The sequence below is a fragment of the uncultured Allobosea sp. genome (assembly GCF_945957345.1).
Taxonomy (GTDB): Bacteria; Pseudomonadota; Alphaproteobacteria; order Rhizobiales; family Beijerinckiaceae; genus Allobosea.
In genome coordinates this window covers 62,753-77,798 of record NZ_CAMFKW010000008.1, presented here as the reverse complement: position 1 = coordinate 77,798, position 15,046 = coordinate 62,753, and the positions used below count along the sequence as shown (strand labels likewise).

Sequence of the window (15,046 nt, the reverse complement as noted above, 5' to 3'; positions counted from 1 at the left end):
ATCCGGGATGATCGAACGAGCGCCGCGCGCTTACTCGATCACCTTCGGCACCATGAAATAATCGTCTTCGGAGGCCGGGGCGTTGGCGACGATCGCATCGGCGATTTCGCCATCCGTGACCACGTCCTCACGCTGCTTCATCGCCATCGGCGTCACCGAGGTCATCGGCTCGACGCCGTCGACATTCACCTCGTTGAGCTGCTCCACGAAGCCGAGGATGGCGTTGAGCTCGCCTTGCAGCTTGGGCAGATCGGCCTCCGGCACGGCGATGCGCGCGAGATGCGCGACGCGTTTGACGGTGGCGAGATCGACCGACATGGCGGACTCCTGGATAGGGCGCGAATGACGCGCCGGAAAACGGTTCGCCGCGCTATAGCGCGGCGAACGGGCAAACGTAAATCAGCATTGAGCGATCCGGCCGGTTTCTCCGGCTCAGACCGCGAACGCCTCGCCCTTCTTCGGCAGGATCACCTCGACGCTGCTGCCCTTCAGCCCTTCGACGAAGCGATCGGCATTCTGGTCGATGATCGGGAAGGTGCCGTAATGGGCGGGAATCGCGACCTTCGGCTTGACGAAGCGGGTCATGGCGAGCGCGGCGACCTTGCCGCCCATGGTGAAGCGGTCGCCGATCGGGCAGATGCAGGCCTCGACGCCATGGATTTCGCTGAGCAGCGCCATGTCCGAGAAGATGTCGGTATCGCCCATGTGCCAGAGCGTCTTCTCGCCCTTGGCCTTGATGATCGCGCCATTGGCGTTGCCGACGGGGACGTTGACGCCGCCCTCGCCCATCCCGGCCGAATGATCGGCACGGACGAGCGTGACGTTGAACGGGCCGAGATCGACCGTGCCGCCGGTGTTCATCGGGCTGAAGTTCTTGAGCCCCTGCGAGGCCAGATGCATGGCGAGGTCATAGTTCGTGATCACGGTCGCGCCGGTCTTGGCGGCGACGTCGAGCGTGTCGCCGACATGGTCGCCATGGCCATGGGTGACCACGATATGGCTGACGCCCTGGGAGATCGCCGCGACATCCCCATCGAAGGCCGGGTTCCCGGTGAAGAACGGGTCGATCAGGATGGCGGCGCCGTCGAGATCGACGCGGAAAGCGGAATGGCCGTACCAGGTGAGTTTCATGCGAAGGCTCCAGGCTTTCGAAATGCCGGCCCCTATCTAGGCTGATCCAGCCCGCCGACCAAGTCGACATTGCAGGCAGAGAGAGGCAGGCTGGCGCCATGTCGAACGCACGGAATCGCCCCATGACCGACGCCGCCAAGGTCTCCAGCCAGGAACTCGCCCGCCGGATCGCGCAAGGGCATGGCGACGAGCCGGCCGATCTCGTCATCAAAGGCGCGACGCTCCTCGACCTCGTCACCGGCGCGTTGGTCGAGAGCGATATCGCGATCTGCGGCGACACCATCGTCGGGACCTACGGCACCTACGAAGGCAAGCGCGTCATCGACGCCAAGGGCCTCATCGCCGTGCCCGGCTTCATCGACACGCATCTGCACATCGAATCCTCGCTGGTGACGCCGCTCGAATTCGAGCGCTGCGTGCTGCCGCATGGCGTCACCACCGCGATCTGCGACCCGCACGAGATATCGAACGTGCTAGGCGCGGAGGGCATCCGCTATTTCCTCGCCTGCGCCGAGGCGATGCGGATGGACCTGCGCGTCAACCTGTCGAGCTGCGTGCCGGCGACGCATCTGGAGACGGCGGGTGCGCAGCTCAAAGCCGCCGACCTGACGCCGATGATGGATCATCCCAAGGTGATCGGGCTCGCCGAGTTCATGAACTTTCCAGGCGTGATCCATCGCGATCCCGGTTGTCTCGCAAAGCTCGAAGCCTTCTCGCATCGCCATATCGACGGCCATGCGCCGCTGGTGCGCGGGATGGACCTCAACGCCTATCTCGCCGCCGGCATCCGCACCGACCATGAGACGACCACCGCCGACGAAGCCCGCGAAAAGCTCGCCAAGGGCATGGCGATCCTGATCCGCGAGGGCTCGGTCTCGAAGGACCTGCATCAGCTCATCCCGCTGATCTCGCGCGACGCCTCGCCCTTCCTCGCCTTCTGCACGGATGACCGCAACCCGCTCGATATCGGCGAGGAAGGCCATCTCGACTACATGATTCGCACCGCCATCTCCGAGGGCGCGGATGTGCTTGCGACCTACCGCATCGCCTCGTTGTCAGCGGCGCGGAATTTCGGGCTGTTCGATCGCGGCTTCATCGGGCCGGGCAAGCGCGCCGATATCGTGCTGATCGAGGACCTCGCCGCCTGTTCGGTGAAGCAGGTCCTGACCGGGGGCCGGCCCGTCGAGGAGGCGCTGTTCGCGGATCGATGCTCGGTTGCGCCCGTTGGGCACGGCAGCGTGAAATGCCGGCCTGTCACGCCGGCATCCTTCCGTGTGAAGGCCCGCGACGGCGAGACGCCGGTGATCGGCGTGGTGCCGGGGCGGATCATCACCGAGCGCTTGTCGATGGCCCTGCCCGCGCGCGACGGCGAGGCCCTGCCCGATCTGGCGCAGGACGCGATCAAGGTCACCGTGATCGAGCGCCACGGCAAGAACGGCGGCATCGCCACCGGCTTCGTCCATGGCTTCGGCATGAAGCGCGGCGCCATCGCCTCTTCGGTCGGGCATGACAGCCATAATCTCTGCGTCGTCGGCGTGGATGAGGCTTCGATGGCGGCAGCGGCAAACCGGCTGATCGAGACCGGCGGCGGCTTCGCCGTGGCCGATGGCGGTGAGGTCACGGCAGAGCTGGCGCTGCCGGTCGCGGGGCTGATGAGCGAGCAGCCCTTCGAGGTGGTGCGGCACGATCTTGAGAAGCTCCGCGCGGCGGCGAAAGCGCTCGGCGTCGTGCTGGCCGAGCCCTTCCTGCAGGTCGCCTTCCTGACCCTGCCGGTGATCCCGCATCTCAAGATCACCGACAAGGGGCTGGTCGATGTCGATCGGTTCGATTTCGTGTGAGCTTGTGACGGCGAGCTGGAACGCGAGCTGAGCGCGTAGCATCCGCATTCGAACGGAAGCGGAGTTTCCGCTTGACGGTGAATGTAGGCAGCGACAGTGTCATTGGAGATGCTCGGAAACCGGAACCTCTGTGATCGACGCCGACGCTGCTTCCAACAAGCGGCGGCTCTTCTGGCTGCGCGTCGATCAGTGCCCTTCCGCATGATGACAGCCTTACTGTAGGTTTCATCCGACGAAGCGGCCCCCGGCCCGTGTTCCCGAACCTCCGCAGCCCTCGGCTCCGGGGGTTTTCTTTTGCCCGAACCCCAGAAGGACATCATCATGAGCATCCGCGTCGGCATAGTTGGCATCAGTGGCTTCGGCGGCGGCGAAGCGCTGCGGCTGATCGCGAGCCACCCGTCTTTCGAGCTGGTCTACGCGGCCGGCGACAGCAGTGCCAGCAGCCGGTTGAGGGATCGCTTCCCCGGTGTGCCGACCAAGCTGGCCGAACTGGTGATCGAGAAATGGGACCCGGCGACCTTGCCGAAGCTCGACGTGCTTTTTGCGTCGCTGCCCACGGGCGCTTCGGCCGAGGCGCTGGCACGTGTCCCCCAGGACGTGAAGATCGTCGATATCGGCGGTGACCACCGCTATGTCGAGGGCTGGGCATACGGCCTGGCCGACATCTGGCCGGCGCAGATCGAGGGCCGGACCCGCATTGCCAACCCCGGCTGCTTTCCTGCGGCGACGCTGAACGCGCTGGCCCCTCTGCTGGTCAACAAGCTGATCGAGCCCGGCAACATCGTGATCGACGCCAAGACAGGCATCTCCGGCGCCGGGCGCGGCGGCGACAGCAAGTTCGGCTATGCCGAGAGCAACGAGAATCTGGTGCCTTATGGCCTGCTCAAGCATGTCCACATGCCTGAGATTGCCAAGACGATCGAACGGCTGAGTGGCGGCAGCGCGGCCGGCCTTGTGTTCACGCCCCACCTGGTGCCGATGACCCGTGGCCTCCTCGCCACCATCTACTGTCGCGGCCGCGCCACCACGGAGCAATGCCTGGATGCGGCGCGGCGCTTCTATGCCGAGCGGGCGTTCGTCCGCGTCACCGACAAGCCGCCGCAGACCAAATGGGCGACCGGCTCGAACCTCGCATTCGTCAGCTATGCGGCTGATCCAGAGCGCGACCTGGTGATTGCGATGGGCGTTGTCGACAATCTCGGCAAAGGGGCTGCCGGTCAGGCGCTGCAGAATGCGAACCTGATCTGCGGTCTACCGGAAACCGCGGGGCTGGACGGCGCACCTGTCTGGCCATGACAAGGGGCCGCGAGGCGATCATTCGATCCGCCCACGGGTCCGCAGGGAGCGAAAGCCATCGCTCCCTGCAGTCCGAATCGCGCTAGATTCGCTCGTCCAGCGCCGCCATGACCTTCTCGGCGACGAGACCGGACACGCGCCCGTTCGATTCCAGCGTGTTGCCGGCGATATGCGGGGTCAGGATCAGGTTCGGCGCCCCTGCGAAGACCTTGGCGGCGTCCTTGCCGAGCGGCTCCTGCTCGTAGACGTCGATCGCGGCGCCGCCGAGCTTGCCGGCCTTGAGTGCCTTGACCAGAGCCGCCTCGTCCATGATGCCGCCGCGCGCGGTGTTGATCAGGATCGCGTCCGGCTTCATTCGGGCGAAGGCCTTCGCACCGATCATCCCGCGGGTTTCCGCGGTCAGCGGGACATGCAGGCTGATGACGTCGGCCTCGGCCAGCAATTCGTCGAGTTCCAGCCGCCTCACGCCGCTCCAGGCAGGATCGTCGGCGGGCAGACGCGGATGGTAGGCAGCAACCTCCATGCCGATGGCGCGGGCGTGATGGGCGACATCGCGGGCGATCGAGCCGAAGCCGACGAGGCCCATCAGCTTGCCGGCGATCTCGCGACCGATCAGCTTGGTCTTGGGGAATTCGCCGGCGACCATCGCAGCATTGGCGAAATAAGCGCCGCGCAACAGGGTCATCGTCGTGCCGATGACGTATTCGACCACGGAGAGGCTGTTGGCGCCGGTCGCGGGGAAGACGCGGATGCCGCGCGCGGCGCAAGCCTCCATGTCGAGGTTGTCGAGGCCGACGCCGAGGCGGCCGATAACCTTGAGCTTCTTCGCCGCTTCCAGAACCTTGCCGCGAACCTGCGTCTGGTTGCGCACGATCACGGCCGGGACATCGGCGAAGAGCTGCGCCATCCCGTCCGGGTCGGCATAGAGCTCGGGGTCGTAATGGACCGAAAAGCGCGCCTTGAGATTGGCGACGGCGGTGTCGTCCATGAATTCGGTGATGACGATATCGGTCATGGTGCGGTGCTGACGAGGAAACGGAGGCGTTGATCGGGGCCATAGAGCGGCGCGACGAAGGTCTCGACCAATCGCCCGCCATTCTTCTCGATGATGCGACGTGAGGCCTGGTTGGTCGCGTCACAGGTGATGGTGATCTCGGAGAGGCCTGCCTCGCGCGCCACGCCGAGCATCGCTGCGAGCGCCGCGGTGGCATAGCCGTGGCCGGCGAAGGCCGGCAGGATGGTGTAGCCGACATGGCCGAGCACATGCTCCGGCAGGGCCAGGATCGGGCGGCCGTCCTGCTCCTGCCAGCGCAGGTTAATCGAGCCGATGAAGGGCCGCTCCGGGCGATCCTCGGCAAAAATCCAGCGCGTCGGCCCGGGAATGCGATCGACCTCGCGGCCATCCGGCAACTTGATGCGGCCCGGCCCGCCGCGTATCTCGGCGAGGAATGCGTCGGGATCGGCAGCGATCTCGGCAAGCTGCTGCGGTGCGACGTTGCGCGTCGTGTTCGGCGACCAGCCGCCGCGCAGAGCCGCCTGATAGGCGTCGAGCAGGGATTTGTCGGGAACTTGCAGCGAAATCCGCGCCGGCACGGGAGGCATCCTTCTCAAGCGGCTACGCCGCCAACCAAGCCGGCGCATATAACGTGACAGCCGGCCATGCGCGATGACTTCCGCGCTACAGAGACCGGAAACCCGCCATTTGCCGAACACATCGTGGAAGGTATCGCTCGCGAGGCAGGCCGGCGCGTGATACCGCGGTGCCATGACCAGCGCCGTCGTCCCGCTCGAAGCCTTCGTCGACCTGCCCGCGCATGCGCGCCTGCTCGGGCTCGACCTCGGGACCAAGACGATCGGCCTCGCCCTTTCGGACCTCGAACGGCAGATCGCCTCGCCGCTGGAGACGATCCAGCGGGTGAAGTTCGGTCTCGACGCGGCGGCGCTTCTGAAAATCGCGGATAGGCATCAGGTGGCCGGGCTGGTGATCGGCCTGCCGCTCAACATGGACGGCACCGAGGGACCGCGCGTGCAGTCCACCCGTGCGTTCGTGCGCAATCTCCTGCCGCTCACCGTCCTGCCGATCGTGTTCTGGGACGAGCGCATGTCGACGCTGGCGGTGACGCGCACGTTGCTCGACGCCGATGCCTCGCGCGCCAAGCGCGCCGCCGTCGTCGACAAGATGGCGGCCGCCTACATCCTTCAGGGCGCGCTCGACCGGCTGGGCCGGCTCGGCCCGCAGCAGGCCGAGGAGGAGGACCAATACGACTGAAGGCCGCCCGCCGGATGGCGAAACGGCCTTCGTGAACAGCTCGCTTGCAGGCCTGAGCCCGTGCCGACCTAGCGGAAGAGCTGGCCGCGCTTGATCGCCTTCTTCTGCGCCTCGCGCTCGTTCTTGACCGCGCGCTTCTGCTCCTCGAGCGTCATGCCGGCCATTGGATTTTGCGTACGACCGTAGCCACGGCCATAGTCATCGCCCGAGCCATAACGGGGGCCGCGATCGTCGTAACGCCGGGAATCGCGGCGTTCGTAATCGCGACGCTCGTAACCATCCCGCGACGGGCGTTCGTAGCCATAGCCCTGCCCGCCATAGTACTGCGCGACCGCCGGCTCGGCGGCAGCCCAGGCCAGCGCGACCAGTGCAAGGCCCGCGATCCCCGCGCTTCGAAGCGATTTCATCATGTCCATCCCCCTGTGAGCAGATCCAGGCGTCATCCATGACGCCGAAATCCGAATAATCCCCTCACAAAGAAAGGCCCGCGCGGATTGCGCGGGCCTTGCAGGCTCAGTTGCGACCGATCTCAGCGATAGTCGCGGAAGTCGTAATAGCCATAGGGGTTGTAGTACCGCCTCGGGGCGACATAGACCGGCGCCGGCGGCGCGTAATAGTCATCGTCGTAATAGTAGCCCGGCGCCGCATAGGCGCGGTTCTGAGCCGCGATCGCTGCCGCGCCCAGAATGCCGAGACCGACGGCGCCGGCCACCGCCGCACCGCGCGACGCGCCGCGCCAATGGCGATAGCGGTACTGCGAATATTCCACCTGCGCCTTGTCGAGGCGCGCCGCATCAAAACCGCGCACGTCCTTCGCCATGGCGGGAACGGCGACGGTGCCTGCAGCGACGCTGGCTACGGTCAGCGCAATGGCAGCCTTCTTCTTCAGAGACATCATGACGGCATCTCCTTTCACGAGATCACTCCAACCTTGCCAGGAAGGATGGCGCGATCCGGTTGAATGGGACCTGAACCAATCGCGGCAGCATTGCGGCACGGACAGATCAGGCCTTCTCCCGCGTCCTTGCCGGCCCGGATGGGGCATGACAGGGACAGGTCAGTTCGAGAACTAGAACGGCTGCCAGTCCCCATTGTTCCCGCCGCGGCCCCCTTCCCTCCTGTTCGGCTTCCGCCATGCTCGATAGCCTGATCGCCGTCTTCCTCGTCATCGCGACGGGCTGGTTCCTGAAGGCGCGCAACATCGTCTCGCCCGCGCATTGGGTTGGCGTCGAGCGTTTGACCTATCAACTCCTCTTTCCGGCCGTCGTGATTCATACGCTGGCCATGGCCGATCTGCGCAGCATGCCGGTCCTCGGCATGGGCTCGAGCCTGATCCTCGCCATCCTGAGCGTCGCAGCCCTGCTCCTGTTCGCACGCCCGCTGCTGGAACGGGCCGGGATCGGCGGCCCCGCCTTCACCTCCATTTTCCAGGGATCGGTGCGCTGGAACACCTTCGTCGGGCTCGCTCTGGCCGCCGGGCTGCAGGGCCGCACCGGGACGACGTTGATGGCAATCGCCGTCGCCTCGATGATTCCGCTGCTCAATGTGATGTGCGTGTTCGTGCTCGCTCGATTCGCGAGCGGCAGGCCGATGAGCCTCGGCGCGACGATCCGCTCGATCCTCTACAACCCTTTCATCTGGTCCTCGGCCGTCGGCCTCGCATTGAATCAGGTTCAATGGATGCTCCCCAGCGCCTTTACCGGCTATCTGGACGTGCTCGGGCGCGCCTCGCTCGGCATCGGCCTCCTCGTGGTCGGCTCGGCGCTCGATCTGAGCAAGCTGGCGCGGCCGCGCCTGGCCCATGGCGTGGCTGTCGGCCTCAAGCTCGTGCTGATGCCGGTGCTCGCCTGGCTCTATGCCAGCTGGTTCGGCGTCACCGGCCCCGCCCTGGCGATGACGGTGGTTGCGGGCGCGGTCCCGACCGCGACGGCCGCCTATTTCCTGGCACGAGACCTGGGCGGCGATGCGCCCCTGATGGCGGAGATCACCACCCTCCAGACGCTGATCGCGCTGGCGACGCTGCCGGCTGCGGTCTATCTTCTCGTCTAATATACTATCGCTTGAAATTCATTCATATTTGCAATCTAGAATTGCATATTCGTTAGGGATCGAAAACCCGCCGGACGAGTTGGGCCCCCAGTATGGGAGGGAATCCATTCGCTATGAAGCACAAAGTTTCCAAGCTGGTCTCGCTCGAATGCGTGGCACAAGAGAGCGATGACGACGAAGTCCCGCACCGGCCGATGTCGCCGCTGGAAGCCGCGTCCTTCATCGAAGGCATGGCGGCCGAGCTCCGCATCATGGCCCGCAACACCAAGCTCAGCGCCCTCAGCTATTTCCTGGAAATGGCCAGGATCGAGGCCTCCGCCGAGATCGAGCGCCTCGGAGCCCCCAGCAGCGAGAAGCACTGAGCCGCCAAGCCGAGGGCGGCTCAGGAAGGCGGTTCAAGGCAGATTGCGCGACAAGGTCCCGCCGGGATGGCGCCGTATCGCGCCGGCCAGTTCCAGCTCGACGAGAACATGGCCGACCTCGCCGGCTGCAAGCCCACTTGCGCGGACAAGATCGTCGAGCGCGATCGGTGCCGGGCCGAGCAGATCGAGCAGGACCCGGCCGGAATCAGGCGCGCCGCCTGTCGGACGCAATGACGAGGGTTCGGCCTCGAAACCGTCCTCGCGCCGGGAATAGGCCGGCGCTGGCGTGATTTCAGGCAGGTCGAGTTCGTCCCACATCGCCTCTGAAGCCGGCGCGCCGGCAGCCTCGCGCATGGCGCGAGTGGGGACCGACAGATCGAGCTCCCGCTGCCGCATGGGCTGCAGCGCCTCGATGACATGGGCCGATTCGGCGCAGAGCGTCGCCCCCTCGCGGATGAGATGATTGCCGCCCTCGGCCCGCGGATCGAGCGGCGAGCCCGGCACCGCGAAGACCTGCCGCCCTTGCTCGTTGGCAAAACGCGCGGTGATCAGCGAGCCCGAGCGGCGCGCTGCCTCGACCACCACCGTGCCCAGCGACAGCCCCGAGACCAGACGGTTGCGCCGCGGAAAATCACGCGCACGGGCGACCCAGCCGAGCGGCATTTCGCTGACGATTGCGCCGCGCTCGACGATGCGCCGGGCGAGCGGGATGTTCTGCGGCGGATAGATCTCGTCGAGCCCTCCTGCCAGCACCGCGACGGTGCCCGTCTCCAGGCTCGTTTCATGCGCGGCGGTGTCGATGCCGCGCGCCAAACCCGAAACCACCGTGAAATCAGCCTCGCCGAGATCGCGGGCAAGCCGCGCGGTGAACTTCATGCCGGCGGCCGAGGCATTGCGCGAGCCGACCAGCGCCACGGCGGGCCGTTGCAGAATCGCGGCATGCCCGAGCACGGCCAGCAAGGGCGGGGCCGAATCGATCGCCTGCAACGGAATGGGGTAGTCGGCTTCGCCGAGCGCGATGAAGCGGCCACCGAGGCGCGAGAGCCTCTCGAACTCGCGCTGCGCCTCATCCGCCGGGCAGATCCGGATGTGCCGGCCGGCCTGCCGGGCGAGGTCAGGAAGCGCATCGAGCGCCGCCGACGCGCCGCCGAAGCGGTTCATCAGGGAGCGGAAGCTGCGCGGGCCGATGCTCTCGCTGCGGATCAACCGCAACCAATCGAGACGCTGGCGATCGGAGAGGACGATCCCAGCCATGTGCCAGTCAGCCCTTCTGGCCGATCTTGCCTTCGCTCCCGGCCAGCAGCCGGGCGATGTTTTCCCGATGCATGATCCAGAGCAGGACGGAGAGGACGGCCATGACCAGCGCCGCCTGGGGCATTTCGGCCCAGAACCAGAGCAGCAACGGCGCGATCACGCTGGCGATCAGCGCCGAGAGCGAGGAATAGCGGAACAGATAGGCCAGCCCCAGCCAGATCACGGCAAAGGCGAGCGCGACCGAGGCCTTCACGCCGATCAGCACGCCGATATAGGTCGCGACGCCCTTGCCGCCCTTGAAGCCCAGCCAGACCGGGAAGAGATGGCCGAGAAAGGCTCCGACGCCCGCCACCAGCGCAGCTTGCGGCCCGCCGAGGAAATAGGCGCCGACCAGAACCGCCACCGTGCCCTTCAGCATGTCGCCGACGAGCGTCGCCGCCGCGAGCTTCTTGTTGCCGGTGCGCAGGACGTTGGTCGCGCCGATATTGCCGGAGCCGATGCTGCGCAGGTCGGGGCCGCCGGCGAGCCTGGTCAGGATGATGCCGAAGGGAATCGAGCCGAAGAGATAGCCGACGACGATGGCGATCAGCGTGGCGGGGACGGAAAGGCCCCAGTTCAACGTCTCAGGCATTCAACCCCTCGCCCGGTTCAGCGCAGCCACGATAGAACCCGCCGTCGCGAATAGAAAGTGCGCCGTCATCCCGGACAAGCCGCAAGGCGGCGCCGATCCGGGATCCATGCCTGCGCTTCGCTACGCCCGGGATGACCCGCAGTGCATAATTAGCGGACTCAGCCCGGCTCGGCCTCGTAGACCACCCGGCCGCCGACGAAGGTTGCCGCCACGATGCCTTCCAGCCGCGCTTCGTCGAAGGGCGAGTTCTTGGCGCGGGACTTGAGCTTGCGCTTGTCGACGACGAAGGGCGCCTCGGGGTCGAACAGGACGAGGTCGGCGGGCGCGCCGACGGCGAGCTTGCCGGCGGCAAGGCCGATCAGCGCGGCAGGCCGGGCCGAGAGTGCGGCGAGAAGCTGCGGCAGGCCGATCTGGCCCGCCTGGACCAGGCGCTGCGCAGCCGAGAGCATTGTCTCGATGCCGAGGGCGCCGTCGGCGCATTCGGCGAAGGGCTGGCGCTTGGTCTCGACGTCCTGCGGGTCGTGATCGGAGACGACGACGTCGATCACGCCCTCGGCGAGTGCCGCGACCATGGCGATGCGGTCATCCTCATGGCGCAAAGGCGGCGTGACCTTGCAGAAGGTCCGGTACTCGCCGACATCGTTCTCGTTGAGGGTGAGGTTGTTGATCGAGACGCCGCAGGTGACGCGCACGCCGTCCTGCTTGGCGCGGCGCACCAGCTCGACCGATTCCGCGCAGGAGATCATCGCGGCGTGGTAGCGGGCGCCGCTGGCGCGGGCGAGGCGAATGTCGCGCTCCAGCATCACCGTCTCGGCCTCGATCGGGATACCGGGCAGGCCCTTGCGGCTGGCGAATTCGCCGTCATTCATCACGCCGGAACCGCGCAGCTCGGGATCCTCGACATGGTTCATGATGAGGGCGTCGAAATTGCGGGCATAGATCATGGCGCGGCGCATGACCTGCGGATTGCGCAGGCCCTTCGCACCATCGCAGAAGGAGACCGCGCCCGCTTCCAGCAGCAGGCCGAACTCGGTGATCTCCCTGCCCTCCAGCCCCTTGGTCAGGGCAGCGCAGGAGAGAACGTTGACGACGGCCTTGTCGCGGGCGCGACGCTTGACGAAGTCGATGATCGCGGGGTCGTCGATCACCGGATTCGTATCCGGACGGCAGACGACCGTGGTGACGCCGCCGGCGGCAGCAGCCTGCGAGCCTGTGCCGAGCGTCTCACGGAATTCGGCGCCGGGCTCACCGAGGAAGGCCCGCAGGTCGACGAGACCGGGCGTCAGCACCTGCCCCTTGGCATCGATGCGATGCACATCCTCGCCCGTGGCGGGAGCACCCTGCCATTCGACCGATGCGATCGCACCGCTGCGGATCAGAACGGAGCCCGCGCCCTCGCGCCCGGTGGCCGGGTCGATCAGGCGCGCGTTGACGATTGCGATGTCCTGCGTGTCAGCCATGTTCGGTCTCTTTACGCTCAGACATTCGGCAGGTGCTGGGCCAGCGCGTCGAGCACCGCCATGCGGACGGCGACGCCCATCTCGACCTGCTCGCGGATCAGCGACTGCGCTCCGTCGGCTACGGCCGATGAAATCTCGACGCCGCGGTTCATCGGGCCGGGATGCATCACCAGCGCGTCAGCTTGAGCGCGCGACAACTTCTCCTGGTCGAGCCCGTAATAGCGGAAATACTCCTTCGCCGAGGGCACGAAGGCGCCGTTCATGCGCTCGAGCTGGAGGCGCAGCATCATGACGATGTCGGCGCCTTCCAGCCCCTTGTTCATGTCGGTGAATATCTCGACGCCCATGCGCTCGATGCCGGGCGGCAGCAGCGTCGTCGGGGCGATCAGGCGGACCTTCGCACCGAGCGCGTTCAGCAGGATGATGTTGGAGCGGGCGACGCGCGAATGCAGGATGTCGCCGCAGATCGCCACCGTCAGGCCCTGGATGCGGCCCTTGTTGCGGCGGATCGTCAGCGCATCGAGCAGGGCTTGCGTCGGATGCTCATGGGCGCCGTCGCCGGCATTGATCACGGAGCAGCCGACCTTGCGGGCGAGCAGGTTGACCGCGCCGGCCGCATGGTGGCGCACGACGATGATGTCCGGGCGCATCGCGCTGAGCGTCGCCGCGGTATCGATCAGCGTCTCGCCCTTCTTCACCGAGGAAAAGGCGACGGACATGTTCATCACGTCGGCGCCAAGGCGTTTTCCGGCCAGCTCGAAGGAGGCCTGCGTCCGGGTCGAGGGCTCGAAGAACAGGTTGATCTGCGTGCGTCCGCGCAGAGCCGTGGTCTTCTTCTCGACCTGCCGGGAAAGGGAGACATAGTCCTCCGCCCTGTCCAATAGCGCTTCGATGTCCAGATGGGACAACCCCTCGATCCCGAGGAGATGGCGGTGCGGATAGAGCGGTGCTGGCGATGTCATTTGAAGCAGGCTGTTTAGGCGCGAGTCGCGTCCCGCGCAAGGTTCGCGCTTGGCGAAAGGCAAGGCTGTCCCGCCCTCATTCCGCCGGTCTGGCTGCCAAATGGGTGACAGCGGCGAGACGGCGCGCCCGCAGGGCCAGCGCGAAGCAGAGCTGCGCGCTGAGCGCCGCAACGGCCAGCACGGCGCCTGCGGCGAGCGCAGGGTCGCTGCCGAGGCCAGCCAGCGAGGTGGCGAGCGCGCCGATCGCCATCTGGATGAAGCCGTAGAAGCCCGATGCCGAGCCGGCCAGTTGCGGATCGACGCTCATGGCCTCAGCGAGAGCCGGCGCGCTGGCCATGCCCGCACCGAAGGTGAAGAGCGTGGCTCCGGCCAATGCGGAAGCCAGGCTGAGATGGCCCGACAGCGCCGTGCCCAGAAGAAGCAAAGCGCCGAGCAGGCCGATCGCGCTGCCGCCGACGACGAGCTTGCCGACCCTGACGCGGCCGACGAGGCGGCTGGAGCAGAGGTTGCCCAGCCAGACGCCGATGATGACGAGCGCGAGATAGGTGCCGACCTCATGGGCCGGCCGGCCCAATTGGCGGGTAAAGATGAAGGGCGCCGCGCTGATGAAAGCGTACATCGGCGTCGTCGCGAAGCCGCCTCCGATCGCATAGCCGAGGAAGGCCGGGGAGCGGAGCAGGCGCCGATAGCCGCGCAGCACAGTTCCGAAATCGACGCCCGCGCCGGGTCGGGCCGTCTCCGGCAGGACGCGCCAGGTCAGCAGCATGTTCGCCAGCCCCATCGCCGTCAGGAAGAAGAAGATCGCGCGCCAACCAACCGTCTCCGAGACGGCGGTGCCGATCAGCGGTGCGATCCCCGGGCCAAGCACGACGATCAGGTTCATCGTCGCCAGTCGCCGGGTCGAGTCGGTCATGCCCGACGCATCGCGCACGATGGCCCGGCCGAGGACGAGGCCGGCGCAGCCCCCAAGCGCCTGCAGGAAGCGGGTCGCGATCAAGGCCTCGATGCCGGGCGTCAGCGCCGCGGCGACGCTGGCGGCCGTATAGACGGCGAGCCCGACCATCAGCACCGGCCGACGGCCATAACGATCCGAAATCGGCCCGTAGAAGAGCTGGCCCAGCGCCAGCCCCAGAATGTAGCAGCTGATCGTCAATTGCAGCGAACCGGCGCTTGCGCCGAGATCATGCGCCGCGAGCGGGAGCGCCGGCACGAAGACATGCATGGCCAGCGTGCCGCTGAAGGTGATGAGAGCCAGAAGCCAGAGCGGCGCGGGGCGCTTCGAGGCCAGCACGGCGCCGGGCGGAAGGACGGTGCTCATGCCGCTTCCCGCTCAGGCAATGCGGCCAGGACGTCGCAGATTTGCTCCAGCACCGCCGCGGTGCGCGCGATATCGGCCTCCGGAATATTGCGGATCGTCGCGAGCCTGACCTCCCGGGAGGTCGCCTCAACCCGCGCCACCAAATCCTCCGCCGCAGCGGTCAGATGGATCGTCTTGGCGCGGCGATCGATCTCGTCCTCGCGCCGGTCGACCAGCCCGGCCTCCTGCAGGTTGTCGAGCAGTCGCGCCACCGTCGAGCCGTCGAGGGCCAGCGAGAGCGCCAGGTCCTTTTGGCGCATCGGGGCCGACGCCCGCGACAGGTGCAAGAGCGGCAACCACGTCGCCTCGGTGAGACCGTAGGCCTGCAGCCGCACGTCCACAGCGCGGCGCCAAAGCCGGGCGGTGCGGGCGATCGTGCGCCCGATCATCTCTTGAGGGCTGGCGGTTTCCATGGCGGCCTCTTCTTTGATGCAGTA

17 protein-coding genes are annotated in these 15,046 nt (G+C 66.8%); 5 read left to right on the top strand and 12 right to left on the bottom strand.

The window, feature by feature from the left end:
* Positions 1-30 precede the first annotated feature (30 nt).
* Positions 31-318 (bottom strand): Asp-tRNA(Asn)/Glu-tRNA(Gln) amidotransferase subunit GatC, encoded by a 288-nt coding sequence (gene gatC, locus Q0Q36_RS06055; protein ID WP_199087433.1) that lies wholly within the window; start codon positions 316-318, stop codon positions 31-33.
* 114 nt (positions 319-432) lie between these two features.
* On the bottom strand, positions 433-1,131 hold the full coding sequence (locus Q0Q36_RS06050) for a metal-dependent hydrolase (protein WP_293796403.1): 699 nt from the start codon (positions 1,129-1,131) through the stop codon (positions 433-435).
* 122 nt (positions 1,132-1,253) lie between these two features.
* On the opposite strand from Q0Q36_RS06050, the gene ade reads away from it, so the two are divergent.
* On the top strand, positions 1,254-2,969 hold the full coding sequence (gene ade, locus Q0Q36_RS06045) for an adenine deaminase (protein ID WP_293796400.1): 1,716 nt from the start codon (positions 1,254-1,256) through the stop codon (positions 2,967-2,969).
* Positions 2,970-3,290: 321 nt separating this feature from the next.
* Positions 3,291-4,265 carry an N-acetyl-gamma-glutamyl-phosphate reductase gene (gene argC / locus Q0Q36_RS06040; protein ID WP_293796397.1) on the top strand — a complete coding sequence of 325 codons (975 nt, stop codon included), beginning with the start codon at positions 3,291-3,293 and terminating at the stop codon, positions 4,263-4,265.
* Positions 4,266-4,347: 82 nt separating this feature from the next.
* Here argC and Q0Q36_RS06035 read toward each other — a convergent pair whose 3' ends face one another.
* On the bottom strand, positions 4,348-5,280 hold the full coding sequence (locus tag Q0Q36_RS06035; protein WP_293796394.1) for a hydroxyacid dehydrogenase: 933 nt from the start codon (positions 5,278-5,280) through the stop codon (positions 4,348-4,350).
* Positions 5,277-5,858 carry a GNAT family N-acetyltransferase gene (locus tag Q0Q36_RS06030; RefSeq protein ID WP_293796391.1) on the bottom strand — a complete coding sequence of 194 codons (582 nt, stop codon included), beginning with the start codon at positions 5,856-5,858 and terminating at the stop codon, positions 5,277-5,279. Before Q0Q36_RS06030 ends, Q0Q36_RS06035 begins: the two co-directional genes overlap by 4 nt.
* Positions 5,859-6,030: 172 nt before the next feature.
* On the opposite strand from Q0Q36_RS06030, the gene ruvX reads away from it, so the two are divergent.
* Positions 6,031-6,534, top strand: a complete 504-nt coding sequence (ruvX, locus tag Q0Q36_RS06025; protein WP_293796388.1) for a Holliday junction resolvase RuvX — start codon at positions 6,031-6,033, stop codon at positions 6,532-6,534.
* A 68-nt stretch (positions 6,535-6,602) separates the two neighbouring features.
* On the opposite strand, the gene Q0Q36_RS06020 is transcribed toward ruvX, so the two are convergent.
* Both Q0Q36_RS06020 and Q0Q36_RS06015 read right to left on the bottom strand, forming a co-directional pair.
* Positions 6,603-6,944 carry a hypothetical protein gene (locus Q0Q36_RS06020; RefSeq protein ID WP_293796385.1) on the bottom strand — a complete coding sequence of 114 codons (342 nt, stop codon included), beginning with the start codon at positions 6,942-6,944 and terminating at the stop codon, positions 6,603-6,605.
* Positions 6,945-7,063: 119 nt separating this feature from the next.
* Positions 7,064-7,432 (bottom strand): hypothetical protein, encoded by a 369-nt coding sequence (locus Q0Q36_RS06015; protein ID WP_293796383.1) that lies wholly within the window; start codon positions 7,430-7,432, stop codon positions 7,064-7,066.
* 236 nt (positions 7,433-7,668) lie between these two features.
* On the opposite strand from Q0Q36_RS06015, the gene Q0Q36_RS06010 reads away from it, so the two are divergent.
* A complete protein-coding gene (locus tag Q0Q36_RS06010) occupies positions 7,669-8,583 on the top strand; it encodes an AEC family transporter (protein WP_293796381.1) in 915 nt (304 codons plus the stop codon).
* A 113-nt stretch (positions 8,584-8,696) separates the two neighbouring features.
* Positions 8,697-8,945: a hypothetical protein gene (locus Q0Q36_RS06005; protein ID WP_293796379.1), complete on the top strand. Its 249-nt coding sequence runs from the start codon at positions 8,697-8,699 to the stop codon at positions 8,943-8,945.
* A gap of 33 nt (positions 8,946-8,978) precedes the next feature.
* On the opposite strand, the gene dprA is transcribed toward Q0Q36_RS06005, so the two are convergent.
* The 6 genes from dprA to Q0Q36_RS05975 form a co-directional block, all read right to left on the bottom strand.
* Positions 8,979-10,190, bottom strand: a complete 1,212-nt coding sequence (dprA, locus tag Q0Q36_RS06000; protein ID WP_293796503.1) for a DNA-processing protein DprA — start codon at positions 10,188-10,190, stop codon at positions 8,979-8,981.
* Between the two features lie 16 nt (positions 10,191-10,206).
* Positions 10,207-10,830, bottom strand: coding sequence for a glycerol-3-phosphate 1-O-acyltransferase PlsY (gene plsY / locus Q0Q36_RS05995; RefSeq protein WP_293796377.1), 624 nt, complete (start codon positions 10,828-10,830; stop codon positions 10,207-10,209).
* Positions 10,831-10,988: 158 nt separating this feature from the next.
* Positions 10,989-12,290: a dihydroorotase gene (gene pyrC, locus Q0Q36_RS05990; RefSeq protein WP_293796375.1), complete on the bottom strand. Its 1,302-nt coding sequence runs from the start codon at positions 12,288-12,290 to the stop codon at positions 10,989-10,991.
* Positions 12,291-12,307: 17 nt separating this feature from the next.
* Entirely contained in the window at positions 12,308-13,252 is a 945-nt protein-coding gene (locus tag Q0Q36_RS05985) for an aspartate carbamoyltransferase catalytic subunit (RefSeq protein WP_293796374.1), read from the bottom strand.
* 76 nt (positions 13,253-13,328) lie between these two features.
* On the bottom strand, positions 13,329-14,570 hold the full coding sequence (locus tag Q0Q36_RS05980) for a multidrug effflux MFS transporter (RefSeq protein ID WP_293796373.1): 1,242 nt from the start codon (positions 14,568-14,570) through the stop codon (positions 13,329-13,331).
* Positions 14,567-15,022 (bottom strand): MarR family transcriptional regulator, encoded by a 456-nt coding sequence (locus Q0Q36_RS05975; RefSeq protein ID WP_293796370.1) that lies wholly within the window; start codon positions 15,020-15,022, stop codon positions 14,567-14,569. Before Q0Q36_RS05975 ends, Q0Q36_RS05980 begins: the two co-directional genes overlap by 4 nt.
* Positions 15,023-15,046 lie beyond the last annotated feature (24 nt).